Raw genomic sequence first — 13,932 nt, forward strand, 5'->3', positions numbered from 1 at the left:
AGAGTTATTAAAAGGTAATCACAGAAAAACGACTTGCCTTGGTCAATATATGCTTGAATATGGTTCTACGCCACGCCTATTATAATAGGAGAAAATTTTAGTGAGATTTCTCATCCAATCGAGTTTGGTGAGCAAAAAATGAAAGCCCCTTATCAACTTATTGAAGGGCACCTGAGATTATCATACCTTAATGGGATGATTTCTGAGGGGTATAGTAACCTAATGAAAAAACATAAAGTATGGGTCGTAACGTATCCATAAAGCGCCTAACAAGGGTTTTCAAGTCGGACAAATCACAGTTGGCTTTTTGTTCGTATCTCACTTATTTTAGCCAACTGCAATTTGCCGCTTAAAACGGCGTTAGGTAACTACGGATGGTTAATCTTCTGAATCCAGAATTGCGAGTGAGAGATCTGAGGAAACTTGTTGAACCTCATTTACATGAAGTAGATTGGGATTGTGGTGTTGACGACACTAGTGAATGGGTTATTGCTTCTTTCGAAGATAGTGTACATAAACAGAAACTAATTACTTGGTTAAAGAGTAAGAGTGTTTCTGATACCTTTGAAATAATTATCACTGATAAAGCTTGGTCAAACTTAAGATATTTAAGTTGGTCTAAATTGCTGTCCGAATTGGAATATTACCTAGACCAAGAAAGTATTCTGATTATTGCTTCAGATCGAACATGGGTGATGGAATATGCGCCTCAACAGATAGTCAGATTTGGGCAGTGGGTAAAAGTTACCTAACAAGAATTTCAAGCAGGACAAAATGGGCGTTAGGTGTATATGGATCGTACTTTTAAAATAATTATTAATTTAAGCATGCTGGCTTTAGCTATCAGTTCAGCGCTTCACTTAATTTTACTTAGTTCTGACAGTGAAACTTATAGGCTGTGGGTGCTCACCCAAATCACGATACAAATCGTAGGTATTCCCTTACTAATATTTGTTCGTAAATTCAGTCTAATCGCCTTAATAGTATTTTTCGTCGTATCGATCCCATTTGTTTTAATTAACGCAACTAAAGTGAATTACAGCCACATCACATACAACGCCACTTTGTTCTTCTTATATTGGGTGGTAATTGGTAGTCTAGTTTACTGTAATCGTGCTCAATACAAACAGGTGCATCATGCCAACTAAAACACCTAACAAGGCGTTTAACCGCCGTTACAGCCGCAAAAAAACGCGGCTTCCACTGGACAGCTTCTCCGCAACTTCGTTGCTACAAAGCTGCCGGTTAACTTGGCGTTAGGTAACTAGATGAAAACTGAGCTTGATACCCACAATTATCAGGATTGGTTCCTTGATAATTTACAGTACCAAAATGGATTGCTAACTTTGACCCTTGAAGAAGGGAAAAGGGCAGCAGGAAAATTTGATCCTAAGCGCTTTCTAGTAGTTTTTACAGACACAGTCCAATTTCAAATTTATGATGAATGTGACCATTCAGAAAATTACCACCTCAATAGAGAGAGTGGAGTTATTGGTAGGTATGATAAATCGAGCTTAATAGATTATCTTAAAACTGAAACCATACTATATGACACAACTCCAGGAGAGCTGGCTCATTTCTCAGTTATGACTTCAAATGAGTTTATTCATGTGGTTACTCGTGAGATTCCAAAAGTGCTTAATGTTACCTAACAAGCTGTTAAACAAGGACAAAATACAGTTGGCCTTTTGATCCTTCGTCGCTTATTCTAGCCAACTATATTTAGCCTGTTAACAGGGCGTTAAATGCCTAAATAAAACATATCGCATTCAGGAAGAATAATTATGAATCTATGCAGTATCCTCGGTATTGAAAAGCCAATAATTCAAGCTCCAATGGCTGGAGTACAAAACTGGGAGTTGGCTGCTGCAGTATCAAACTCTGGTGGGCTTGGCTCTATTCCTTGTGGGATGTTGACTAAAGATCAGGTCTTATTCGAGATTATAAATTTCAAAAAAAACTCAAATAAAACTTACAACTTAAACTTTTTTTGTCACAAAATGCCTGAGACAAATAATCAGGCACTTGAAGCATGGGAAGAACAGCTTTCACCGTACTACGAATCTTTTTCGATCAAGCCTCTAAACGAAATTTCTGGCTTGAGGCTTCCTTTTGATGCAAATCTTGCTGATGCAATAGAGCCCCATAAACCACCAATACTTAGCTTTCATTTTGGTCTTCCATCGGCAGAGCTTGTAACAAGAATAAAGTCATGGGGAACAGTTGTAATGTCTTCAGCTACGACCAAGGAAGAAGGAGTGTGGCTAGAGGAAAATGGAGCTGACATTGTCATTGCTCAGGGCTATCAAGCTGGAGGTCATAGAGGTATGTTCATGACTTCGGACGCATCAACTCAACTTCCGACGTTAGAACTTGTAGCTTGCTTAAAACATGAATTATCTGTACCAGTTGTTGCTGCAGGTGGAATAGCTACAAGCACTGATATCAAAGAAATGATAAGGCTAGGTGCTTCAGGAGTTCAAGTTGGAACTTCTTACTTGTTATGCGATGAGGCAAAAACAAGTGCTATTCACAGGCAAGCGATAAAATCAAAAAACAGCGTAACCGCTTTAACTAATATATTCTCAGGTCGATTGGCGAGAGGCATTACTAATAAAATAATGAAAGAGTTAAATTTTATAGCGAGTAAAGCCCCAGAGTTTCCTTATGCATCTATAGCTATTGGTCCTTTGAGATCAAAAGCTGAATCCCAAGGTCTATCAGATTTTACTCCACTGTGGTCAGGTACTGACCGAAGTGGCTGTAAAGAGATTTCTGCGACTAAGTTAACCTATGAGTTATGGGGTGACGGCATTTAATCGGGTAGCCTGAGGTATCTAGCCTCAAAAAGACAGGACAGCCATATCTTTAATAGATTTTCTATTTCAAACTTAAATGCCGAGTGATTGTGCTTTTCTAACCCAGTGTAGGTGCAGCTGAGGCCGTCGAAAGCAGGCAATTGGAACCACATGCTTCAAAAAAAACCACTTCTGCCCAAGGGGAAATAGGTAACCCTCTACCTTAAAAGAACCCTGCTTACAAACCCCTACAGTCTGGGCTTTAGACTCGAACCATCTTGATCCATACTTTGATCTACAAGCCACTGCACTGCATCAGTCTGTCCCATTAACTTAATCAATGTCGGCTTAAAATAATGTCCTAAAGCGGGTTTGCGCCAATACATATATTCCGGCAGTGGTTGCACTGTCCCAGCACCGAATGTACGCTGAATCAGGCTTGAAAATTCAGCTAAACTATCAGCGGTTGGCAGTGCTATCGTCGGCCAAAAGTCAGCTAAAAATGTATTAAAACTGTTGAACGCGGTGAGCTCTTTGACGCTATAACGCGCAAGAGCTTGCGACATGATAGGCACACTCCAATGGGACATAAATGCCACATTTGCCATTACATCAATGTTACGACGATGATATTGCTGCCACGCTAAGCTCAAGCTATTAGTTTCTTTGGCGATACGCCAAATCAGATAGAGATCCGCTAACCACTCATGTTGAAAAGGACTGGAGATCTCAGCATTCATGGTCTTAAGCGCTTCAATTGCTTGAAGGTGGCCTAATTCATGCCAATAGGTCAGTTCATGCTGCCGATTAAGACTCAAAGAAAAGTCCCCTTCTCCCCAGTTAACACTGCGTTTGAGGGGAAGCTGGCTAAAGTCGGTTACTAATACGCCTGCGACGTCGACATGCTTGAGAGGTAACACCATCGCGGCGCGCGCGCCCAATGACATTTGTATCAGCTGAGTGTTAGGTAACTGTTTTCTGGCAGAAGGAGGGAGTTGACTTAAGCAAACTTCAAGCTGCTTAAGCTCGCAAACAAGGGCTTTCTTAGAACCGATATCATCCCAAATAAAGCCACTTGTCAGCGCGATGCTAAAAACTAATGAGTTCAGCATTAATTAGATAACATTATTGATCTTTACGCATGGCTTTCACTAGCGATTAGCCATGATGTTTTCAATAATCGCCGTGGTTGAAATACCCTCTTCAAAGCCGAGTACTTTAACCTTGCCCCCCGCAGCAATCACCTCTTCGCCACCCGCAATATCTTCAACCTTGTAATCGCCGCCTTTTACCAGCAGATCAGGCAACAAGCGAGCAATCACGCGTTGTGGTGTATCTTCACAGAATGGGACCACCCAATCAACCGAAGCAAGACCGGCTAACACTGCCATTCGTCTGTCTTCTGGGTTCACCGGACGCCCTTCGCCTTTCAGGCGTTTGACTGAAGCGTCGCTATTAACAGCAACGATTAATCGATCACCTAGGGCTTTGGCCTGTTGCAGGTAACTGACGTGTCCTGCATGTAAAATATCAAAGCAGCCATTGGTCATGACCACACGCTCACCACGCAGCTTAGCTTGCTCTAGCGCGTAAACGAGTTGGTCTTCACTCACTGCACCGAAACCTGATTCACCTTGATTCAAAGAGAGCGCTTCGATTAACTCAATTCTGGTCACCGTTGAGGTGCCTAACTTGGCAACCACTATTCCTGCTGCCGTATTAGCAATAGCGCACGCTTGTGGTAAATCACTGCCTGCGGCAATCGCTGTCGCTAGCGCTGAAATAACGGTATCACCCGCACCCGTCACATCGTAAACCTCGCGTGCAACCGTGGGGATATGCAGCTCTGGCTGATCTTTAGTGATTAATGTCATGCCTTTTTCTGAACGCGTTACCAACATGGCATTGAGCTCAAATTGCGACAACAAAGACTGGGCTTTAGCGACTAAGTCTGCTTCTGATTCAACCTTGCCCACTACCGCTTCAAATTCACCCATGTTTGGCGTTAATAGATAAGCACCACGGTAACGAGCAAAATCACTGCCTTTAGGATCCACTAACACTTTGACCCCTTTGTCGTTCGCCGATTGAATAAAGGCTTCAGGAGAAACGAGGGCGCCTTTAGCGTAATCAGACAGCACTGCCACATCGACATTGTCTAACTGTGAAATGGTTTTTGCTAGCAGCGCATCACTTTCTACTTTCGAGTAACTCTCTTCAAAATCCAAACGCAGCAATTGCTGATTGCGCGACATCACTCGTAGTTTAGTGATCGTCGGCTTGCCAGCAACTCGATGCCAATTAGGCTCAACGCCGAATGCTTGCACACCAATGGTCAATGCGTCAGCCGTTTCATCAACACCGACGATGCCAGCAAGACTCGCTGCGCCGCCTAGCGTGGCAATGTTAATCGCCACATTCGCCGCGCCGCCAGGTCGATCTTCAATCTGTTCGACTTTAACAACGGGGACGGGTGCTTCAGGAGAGATACGCGCAGTCGTGCCCGCCCAGTAGCGATCTAACATTACATCACCAACGACGAGTACCTTGGCGTTTTCAAATGCTGGCAGAGAAATCTTCATAATGGCCGTGTGTTTTGCAAATTTACTGATGATTGTACCTAATTTTTAATGATTTTGAGTGAGTTTGAGTGAGTTTGCGTTAGAATAATGAGTAATTTTTCAATGTATTCGAGTTTTCCGTGGTAGAAAAAGCCCAGTTGTCATCTCATCTTTATCATCCTAAGTACTGGCCCCTGTGGCTAGGCGTTGCGATGATGCGCTTAACACAAGTGTTGCCATTACCTCTCCAAATGAGGATTGGCGCGGCTATTGGCAGAATTGCCATGAAGTTTGCCCGCAAACGGGTTAACACTGCCAAGCGTAATTTGCAGCTGTGCTTTCCTGATATGGGCGAAGCAGAACAGCAAACGCTATTACGCGAAAACTTTGAACAAACAGGCAAAGCTATCTTCGATACCATCAATGCATGGTGGTGGTCGGATGAAAAAATTCAACAACATATGAGTATTAAAGGTCAAGAGCATGTCGAGCAAACCCTGAACAGTGGCCAAGGGGTCATACTGTACGCCGTTCACTGCCTGCCTTTAGAGATGGGTGCTCGTATCTTTGGCCAGTTCCAGCCAGGAGTGGGCGTTTACCGACCGCATAATAATGCCGTAATTGAGTATCTGCAGGTCAAAGGTCGATTACGATCTAATAAAGCGCTGGTGCCAAAAAGAGATTTACGCCAAATGGTGCGTAGCTTAAGAGCCCCCAACGTCATTTGGTACACTGCCGATCAAGATTTTGGCCGTTCGAGTGCCACATTCATCCCTTTTTTCGCGGTTAAAGAAGCCGCCACCATTACCGGTGCCACCACACTGGCAAGGCTGGGTAAAGCCAAGGTTCTGCCCTTTTTTGTTGAACGAAACAGTACCGACACAGGCTATAACATCGAAGTCCAAGCGCCGTTAGAAGACTTTCCAGGCGAAAATGAGATTGAAGATGCCAAGCGGGGTAATCGAATTATTGAAGACATTATTTGCCGTAATAAAGGTCAATATATGTGGCTGCATCGACGTTTTAAGACCCGCCCAAAACCTGAAGACCCGTCCTTATATAAATAACCCCCTAGCCCTTTGCAGCATTTGCAAAGGGCTTTGTTTAGCTCACTTTCGTTCAACAAGTAGCCCTTTCTACATTCTCATACTCCAATGTCCTCATGCTTAGCCATACTCGACATTCTCAGCCCGATAAGTATTTATTTCCACACGATTTCCTACGTCGATTACTTTTCGAACGCCACGCTAATGTCAAAAAGACAGCTAGGTGTCATAAGGACACTTAAAGCGCTGTCTTTGTGACATCGCCACTATAAATAAAACAATAATATCCTTTTAAAACAGCAGCTTCAACTATTGGCATGCTATCTGCTATAGCAAGCTACGCCTGAATAATAATACCGTTGCGCTAAGAGGACTTATGAGCAAACAAAGACTAACGGCAATTGCACTACTACTGGTGCTAATTGCTTCATTTACTGTACTACTGAGTATTGGTAGTGAAATCTATCGAGAAAAGCCGCCAATACCAACAGCTTTTGTTGATAGCCAAGGACAAACACTATTTAGTCAAAATGACATCGAACAAGGACAATTGGTTTGGCGCTCTATGGGGGGGCATCAACTGGGTTCTATATGGGGACATGGTTCATATGTTGCTCCAGACTGGACTGCAGACTGGTTACATAAAGAAGCTCAGGCTTGGCTAGATATCACCGCAAAGCAACGTTTCAAGATCCCGTTTACGCAACTAAACACCCAGCAACAAGCAGGACTTGAGCAAGGCTTGCGCGAAGATATTCGCCGTAATACGGTTGTTGAGCAAGCTAATGGTGATACCTATATCACTCTTTCAGACACGCGTATTGCAGCCATTAAACAGGTAGAGCAACATTATTTAGCGCTATTTGGTGATGACCCAGAGTTATCATCTCTTAGAGAACAATATGCAATGAAAGAGGGTACCGTTCCGAGCTTAGATCGCCGTGAAAAGCTCAATGGTTTTCTATTTTGGGGCGCTTGGGCTGCAATAACAGAACGTCCAGATGCCGATTATACCTACACCAATAACTGGCCATTCGATCCACAAATTGGTAATACGCCAACGTCAGACAACGTGGTTTGGTCAATCTTAAGTTTTGTGACTCTTATTGCGGGTATCGGTGCATTAGTCTGGCATCACGCGAGCTGTAAACATGACAGTTTGCCAAAGCCTGCCGAACAAGACCCACTCTTCTTCACTAAACCCACTAAATCACAACGCGCTGTAGGGAAGTACTTCGTTACTGCGATAGGCTTGTTTCTATTGCAAATATTACTCGGAGGGATCACCGCACACTACGCGGTTGAAGGGCAAAATTTTTACGGTATTCCACTGTCAGAAATTCTCCCTTACTCCGTCACGCGTACTTGGCATACACAACTTGCCGTATTCTGGATTGCAACGGTTTGGTTAGGTACAGGTCTTTATATTGCCCCTGCATTATCGGGCTATGAACCTAAGTTCCAACGCATCGGTGTAAACGTACTTTGGGTTGCACTTCTGGTGGTTGTGCTCGGCTCTATGGCAGGGGAATGGATTGGTGTTCAGCAGTATTTTGACCTAGACATGAATTTCTTATTCGGTCATCAAGGTTATGAATATATCGATTTAGGCCGAGTGTGGCAGATATTACTGCTGGTAGGATTATTGATCTGGCTTGCCCTTGTGACAGCAGCAATGCGTCCCGCGTTAAAAGTTAAAGGCGAGATGCGCCCGGTTATTTGGGTACTGTACGCCTCGTGTGTAGCGATTGGTTTATTCTATGGTGCTGGCCTATTTATGGGTAAGCATACCAACCTTGCGATTGCTGAATACTGGCGCTGGTGGGTGGTTCACTTATGGGTAGAGGGGTTCTTCGAAACCTTCGCTACCTCTGTTGTCGCCTTAATGCTTGTGCGCCTTGGACTTATCCGTGCTCGCAGCGCAAATGCAGCGGTACTCTTCACCACGGTTATTTTCTTAACCGGTGGTTTAATCGGCACCTTGCATCACTTGTACTTTACCGGTACGCCAACCTCAGTGATTGCATGGGGCGCGATTTTCTCGGCTCTAGAAGTGGTACCACTGGCACTGATTGGTTTTGAAGCGGTTGAAAGTTATCGCTTACGTGCAGCAAGCCCTTGGATGATCCGTTACAAGTGGGCGATTATGTTTTTCGTGGCCACCGCATTTTGGAACTTAGTCGGCGCTGGGATCTTGGGTTTCCTCATCAACCCACCTATCGCGTTGTACTTTATCCAAGGTCTAAATACTACCGCAACTCACGCCCACGCAGCGTTCATGGGGGTATATGGAATGCTAGGTATGGGACTGATGTTATTCTGCTTACGTGGATTAACAGGACAAATGCAGTGGAATGAGAAGCTTCTAAAAGGCGCCTTCTGGACCATGAATATTGGCTTAGCCGCCATGGTATTTATGTCTCTACTGCCCGTTGGCATAGTGCAGTTCTTTGCCGTTATCGACAATGGTTACTGGTTTGCTCGTTCACCAGAAGTGATCCATAGTCCACTGGTTGAAACACTGGTTTGGATGCGTATGCCTGGTGATATTCTATTTGGCTTTGGTGGCTTATTTATGGGCTACTTCTTCTTTGATATTATCAAAAAAGCCATTGTTAAGAAGAAAACAGCGAGCGCACTAGATGACAGTCAAGCATCAGCTAACGCTTAACAACGTTAAATGATACAGACTCAAGGGCGCTATTTGAAGCGCCCTTTTCTTTATCTAATACACGGTACATTTGACACTGTTCATCATTCGCATTAATGTCAAAAAGACAAACACCTCCCATCGCTCAGTCAGTATGAGTTTTGTTGTAATACTTTATGGAAATTCTCTATGTCTTTAAGCCAAACTGATCTTACCCGCATCGCCTTAGATATTACTGCTGGGCTTTCTGATCATGATAGATTCTCGCGCTTACTCGATACCATAAGGCAAACCTTGCATTGCGACGCTGCCGCACTACTGCAATTTACCGGACAACAATTTAACCCTCTGGCAATTGATGGCCTCAGCCCAGATGTACTCGGGCGACGATTTATTATCAGCGAACACCCAAGACTCGAAGCCATTGCACGCGCTGGCGATATCGTGCGCTTTCCAGCTGACAGTGAACTGCCTGATCCTTACGATGGCCTGATCCCTCACCAAGGTGATAACTTAGTGGTGCACGCTTGCATCGGACTCCCCTTGCTTGCTAATGGCGACCTGATTGGCGCTGTCACCATCGACGGTTTTGACCCTAAGCAATTTAACGATTTTAGTGACAATGAGCTGCGCACACTCAGTGCGCTTGCGGCAGCTTCGCTTAACAATGCCTTGATGATCGATAAACTCGAGAAACAGGCTGTCCAGTCACAGGAAATACCCTCTGCGAGCCGTATTAACGCTGATACTCGTGTAGAAATGATAGGCCACTCAATGGCGATAAATTCACTTAAAAATGAGCTTAACGTGGTCGCGAATACCGATCTAAACGTGCTTATTTTAGGGGAAACAGGTACAGGTAAAGAGTTGGTGGCAAAATCGGTGCATCAACTTTCGCATCGTGCAAAACAGCCTCTCGTCTACTTAAACTGCGCAGCGTTGCCAGAATCCGTTGCTGAGAGTGAGCTATTTGGTCATGTTAAAGGCGCGTTTACCGGTGCAATAAGTCATCGTAGTGGCAAGTTTGAAAAGGCTGACAACGGCACCTTGTTTTTAGATGAAATTGGCGAACTGCCATTAGGGTTACAAGCTAAGTTATTAAGAGTATTGCAGTACGGCGACCTACAGAAAGTAGGTTCTGATAAGAGCTTAAAAGTTGATGTGAGAATCATTGCCGCAACCAATAAAGACCTTAAAAAGGAGGTACTTGCAGGACGCTTTAGAGCCGACCTTTACCACCGACTCAGTGTATTCCCAATCGTCGTACCGCCCCTAAGAGAACGTGATGGTGATGTCACTTTATTAAGCGGTTTTTTTGTAGAACGCTGTCGCCAAAAACTAGGCCTTAAAAGCCTTAGATTAGATGCAAGCAGCCTTGCCATTCTCAATGGCTACGACTGGCCCGGCAACATCCGAGAGTTAGAACATGTGCTGCACCGAGCATCGGTGCTATCTCGCGCCCAATCATCATCGGACAGCTGCCTTATCTCGCAGCAACATTTTGACTTCCATGTGGAGCCGCAAACCAGCGTCACTAACACTAAAATAGTCCCTAGCCATACTGCGCACCCCAGCCATCAAACGTTAAAGCAAGCTACCGCAACTTTTCAATCACAGTATATTCAGCAAGTATTAACTGAAAACGAAGGTAACTGGGCGGCAACAGCGAGATCCCTTGCACTCGACTCTGGCAACCTCCACCGACTCGCTAAACGCATTGGGATAAAATAATAAGTTAAACCACATCAAAATGCCCATTGGGGTTAATGACAATAACTGCTATAAATGAGTGTAAGAGATAAATCCGCCGTTGCTTTAATGGGTTATGTTACGTTGCAAAAGGATGAAGCACATTGAGAAAATCGGCAAATAAACACCTTTTCATCGGCCTATTTTTTGCCGTAGGTTTTATCTCAAACGGCGCTATTGCTGCAGAGCAACAACCTCTAACTGCCATTGAGCACAGTTGCGATCTAACCACCCAAGCAGCTCCGCTTTATCAAACCGAAAAGCGTATTCAGTATCGTCAATTAAGCAACGGCTTACAGGTGAGAACCTTAGCGATTGCTGACTCATCATCAATTTCAATCGCCAGCCAGTTTGATGTTGGCTCTCGAAACGAAATCAAGGGGCAAACGGGTTATGCGCACCTGTTTGAGCATATGCTCTTTAAAGGCAGTCAGCATGCCCCCGGTGACCGTTACACTCAAACTATGAGTGAACTCAGCGGCCAGTTTAATGCCAGTACCTTTTTTGATTTCACTAATTATTACTTAACCATTCCCGCCCCAGCACTGGAGCTAAGTTTATGGTTAGAAGCCGATCGTTTTAGGTATCCAGCACTAACGCCTGCCACCGTTGCTAACCAGCAAGGCGCAGTGCTCGAGGAGATGGCCACCAGCATTGATAACCAACCTTATGTGCGTAAAGCAATGGAGTTTTTGCTAGCGCAAGTTCAAGGTACGCCCTATGGACATGCGGTTATTGGTAGCATTGCTGACGTAAAAGCCGCGACACCTGAATCGCTCAATCAGTTTCATCAGCGTTTTTATCGCCCCGATGCAATGCAGTTAAGCTTAGTGGGTAACCTCCCCGCAAACACCAATACCTGGATAGATAATAGTTTTGCCAGCTGGCAACAGCCGCTTGCCGCTAAAGTCGCCATGTCAGATCTCATCATTGACGCAAAGGCGGTTCACGGTGAAATAGTTGATGAACGCGGCCCGTGGCCAGCGGTGTTACTCGCTTGGCATACAGCTGGAACTGATTCGCCAGATGCCGCTGCACTGGCGTTACTCGAAGCGTACCTGTTTCAAAATAAAAGTAGCTTGATTGAACGCACCAGTCTCAGCGATCCCGACCAACTCCTTAGTTATTCAATTCCACTCAAAATGCAGCATCATGGCGTGACCAATCTGGTATTAGTCCCCCGAGCCCGCACTTCACTCGATACCTTAACCGAGAACGTTGAAAAGTTAATTGGATCGGTAACTGTAGAACCCATACCTGCGCAACAACTTTGCCAACTAAAGCAGATATGGCTAGATAAAAAGCTCTCAATATTAGATAGCCCATCGGTACTGGCTCGAACCCTTTCAGCGACGCTACCGCAGGATAGTTCAGCACCATTAACAGCCCAATGGCAGCGAATAAATGCTGTCACGGCTGCGGATCTACAGCGCGTAAGCGAGCATTATTTTAAGCACAAACGCGTCCGGCTCGACTTGCTCCCTCCTTGGCACATACGTGCTGCCAAAACGATTCTAGAGTGGTTGCCAAAGGGAACAGCGGACGATCTTGAAGAGAGTGTAATGTGATGAAACATCGGATACGCATTATCTATATAAGAGTTGCCAGTGTAAGTTTAATGGTTTACTTAAGCCTATACCTACTGGGCTGCCAACAGACTCAAATAGACTTTACTGCGACAGCTGCAACCAGTCTCCCAAAGTTTAACCCCATTCACGGGGCACCGACCCTTGAGTCCATGCGTTTTGAGCAAACACAGAGCATTCAACAACAAATAATGCCTAACGGCAGTCAGTTATTTAGGGTTAACGATCCAAAATCAGGTTTAGATCACCTCACTCTCGTGGCTTATAGCGCTCGACAGCCGTTTAAAAATGTAGACGTGTTGATGAGAGCATTTGAAGAAAAGCGCCGTTGGCTGGTCGCGAGCCAAGCGCAGAGTTGCGCCGAGAGCCTAACGTTTAGCCCGTCACTGCACAGTATCGCGATTGGTATTAGTTGCCACCAACTTCCCACAGAGGCCACTGAGCTGCTAATGAGTTTTTGGCGCCCACACAGCTTTGATGACATCGACATTGCTAATGTTAGGCGGCAATTAAAGCTCGCTAAACATATCAATGCTTTTAGTGGCGCAGAGATCAATACCGTCTGGGCGAGAACCATTCTCGGCGAAGAACATATCTATAACCAAGCGCTCAACGATAGTTCACTTGCCGATAGCTTAACGCTTGATAGCCTTAATAACGTTAGAGAGCAGATATTATCTCAATCGAGTTGGGCTGTATTAGCTAACCAAAGACTAACTAATGCTAAAGGTAAGCCACCACAAGCATTACTCTCCCGCGCAGTGGCGTTAAATAGCACCACCAACATAACCCAAGATACCCATAATCATTCCAGCACACAGATAATGCAGAACATGCCTGTTGTTCCTTTAGGCAATAGCAGTAAAACGATCTACATTATTGACGCCCCTGGCAGTGTACAAACTCAAATCAGAGTCGGCTATCCAATGGTTAGAGACTTAAATGACACACAGGTAAATCAAGCATTATTACCCAGTGATGCAAGTGGCAATGCTCAAGATTGTCAGTTACTTGCAAGCTGGTTAGGGCGCAGTTTTTCGGGCCGATTATATTACGACTTACGTGAGGTTCGTGGTTTAACTTACGGTATTTACGGTCGCTGTTATGACAATCCTCTTTCGCGCTCTATCAAGTTTTATGGCAGTACTAAACTTGAGCACACTGGCGCCTTTATCGATGGTGTACTCAAGCACTTAGCACTGGCCGCTGAGAGTCCACCCAGTCAAGCAGAGTTAACCGCAGTAAAAACCTATAACACCAGTAAATTACTGCTGCGCCAAGATAACCCCATGGCGCTAGAGCTTGATACTATTAGGCAGCTCACCTCTGGGTACTCACCTTTATACCAGCAAGCATTCGCCGACAAAATCGAGGCGCTCACCGCGGAGCAACTGCAGTCCATTGCCGCCGATGTATTTAGTCGTCCACCCTATATTGTGATCCGTGGCGACGCAGAAAAAATCAATGCCGATCTTAAACAGAAGCTTCCTGACTGGCAGCTGATTGAAGTGTCTGCTAATGAGTCGTTATAATACGTGCAAT

At 44.8% G+C, this 13,932-nt stretch carries 10 protein-coding genes; 8 read left to right on the top strand and 2 right to left on the bottom strand.

Features of this window, described 5'->3' with window-relative positions; all coding sequences use genetic code 11:
* The first annotated feature begins 374 nt into the window (after positions 1–374).
* The 3 genes from CXF82_RS18815 (at position 375) to CXF82_RS18830 (ending at position 2,819) form a co-directional block, all read left to right on the top strand.
* Entirely contained in the window at positions 375–752 is a 378-nt protein-coding gene (locus CXF82_RS18815; RefSeq protein ID WP_102044751.1) for a hypothetical protein, read from the top strand.
* Between the two features lie 516 nt (positions 753–1,268).
* Positions 1,269–1,652: a hypothetical protein gene (locus CXF82_RS18825; RefSeq protein WP_102044752.1), complete on the top strand. Its 384-nt coding sequence runs from the start codon at positions 1,269–1,271 to the stop codon at positions 1,650–1,652.
* 132 nt (positions 1,653–1,784) lie between these two features.
* Entirely contained in the window at positions 1,785–2,819 is a 1,035-nt protein-coding gene (locus tag CXF82_RS18830) for an NAD(P)H-dependent flavin oxidoreductase (RefSeq protein WP_102044753.1), read from the top strand.
* A 227-nt stretch (positions 2,820–3,046) separates the two neighbouring features.
* Here the strand turns inward: CXF82_RS18830 and CXF82_RS18835 are convergent, their stop codons facing one another.
* Both CXF82_RS18835 and hldE read right to left on the bottom strand, forming a co-directional pair.
* On the bottom strand, positions 3,047–3,910 hold the full coding sequence (locus tag CXF82_RS18835; RefSeq protein ID WP_257982822.1) for a hypothetical protein: 864 nt from the start codon (positions 3,908–3,910) through the stop codon (positions 3,047–3,049).
* A 39-nt stretch (positions 3,911–3,949) separates the two neighbouring features.
* Positions 3,950–5,380 carry a bifunctional D-glycero-beta-D-manno-heptose-7-phosphate kinase/D-glycero-beta-D-manno-heptose 1-phosphate adenylyltransferase HldE gene (gene hldE, locus CXF82_RS18840; protein WP_102044754.1) on the bottom strand — a complete coding sequence of 477 codons (1,431 nt, stop codon included), beginning with the start codon at positions 5,378–5,380 and terminating at the stop codon, positions 3,950–3,952.
* 119 nt (positions 5,381–5,499) lie between these two features.
* Here hldE and CXF82_RS18845 point away from each other — a divergent pair, with 119 nt between their 5' ends.
* The 5 genes from CXF82_RS18845 to CXF82_RS18865 all read left to right on the top strand — a co-directional run bounded on the left by CXF82_RS18845 (position 5,500) and on the right by CXF82_RS18865 (position 13,922).
* Positions 5,500–6,426: an LpxL/LpxP family Kdo(2)-lipid IV(A) lauroyl/palmitoleoyl acyltransferase gene (locus tag CXF82_RS18845; RefSeq protein WP_101092489.1), complete on the top strand. Its 927-nt coding sequence runs from the start codon at positions 5,500–5,502 to the stop codon at positions 6,424–6,426.
* Positions 6,427–6,781: 355 nt separating this feature from the next.
* The gene (locus CXF82_RS18850; RefSeq protein ID WP_101092490.1) at positions 6,782–9,076 is read left to right on the top strand and encodes a nitric-oxide reductase large subunit; all 2,295 of its coding nucleotides are present in this window, start codon (positions 6,782–6,784) and stop codon (positions 9,074–9,076) included.
* A 168-nt stretch (positions 9,077–9,244) separates the two neighbouring features.
* Entirely contained in the window at positions 9,245–10,786 is a 1,542-nt protein-coding gene (norR, locus tag CXF82_RS18855; protein WP_101092491.1) for a nitric oxide reductase transcriptional regulator NorR, read from the top strand.
* A 179-nt stretch (positions 10,787–10,965) separates the two neighbouring features.
* Positions 10,966–12,372, top strand: coding sequence for a M16 family metallopeptidase (locus tag CXF82_RS18860; RefSeq protein WP_180961233.1), 1,407 nt, complete (start codon positions 10,966–10,968; stop codon positions 12,370–12,372).
* On the top strand, positions 12,372–13,922 hold the full coding sequence (locus tag CXF82_RS18865; protein WP_257982824.1) for a M16 family metallopeptidase: 1,551 nt from the start codon (positions 12,372–12,374) through the stop codon (positions 13,920–13,922). The genes CXF82_RS18860 and CXF82_RS18865 overlap by 1 nt, the downstream gene beginning before the upstream one ends.
* The last annotated feature ends 10 nt before the right edge of the window (positions 13,923–13,932 follow it).

It is taken from the genome of Shewanella sp. GutDb-MelDb, assembly GCF_002836075.1.
Lineage (GTDB): Bacteria > Pseudomonadota > Gammaproteobacteria > Enterobacterales > Shewanellaceae > Shewanella.

Bases quoted from the DNA above. Each gene is read 5' to 3' on its own strand.
- CXF82_RS18815 (WP_102044751.1), top strand. From the start codon at position 375: ATGGTTAATCTTCTGAATCCAGAATTGCGAGTGAGAGATCTGAGGAAA.
- CXF82_RS18825 (WP_102044752.1), top strand. From the start codon at position 1,269: ATGAAAACTGAGCTTGATACCCACAATTATCAGGATTGGTTCCTTGAT.
- CXF82_RS18830 (WP_102044753.1), top strand. From the start codon at position 1,785: ATGAATCTATGCAGTATCCTCGGTATTGAAAAGCCAATAATTCAAGCT.
- CXF82_RS18835 (WP_257982822.1), bottom strand. From the start codon at position 3,910: ATGCTGAACTCATTAGTTTTTAGCATCGCGCTGACAAGTGGCTTTATT.
- hldE (WP_102044754.1), bottom strand. From the start codon at position 5,380: ATGAAGATTTCTCTGCCAGCATTTGAAAACGCCAAGGTACTCGTCGTT.
- CXF82_RS18850 (WP_101092490.1), top strand. From the start codon at position 6,782: ATGAGCAAACAAAGACTAACGGCAATTGCACTACTACTGGTGCTAATT.
- norR (WP_101092491.1), top strand. From the start codon at position 9,245: ATGTCTTTAAGCCAAACTGATCTTACCCGCATCGCCTTAGATATTACT.
- CXF82_RS18865 (WP_257982824.1), top strand. From the start codon at position 12,372: ATGAAACATCGGATACGCATTATCTATATAAGAGTTGCCAGTGTAAGT.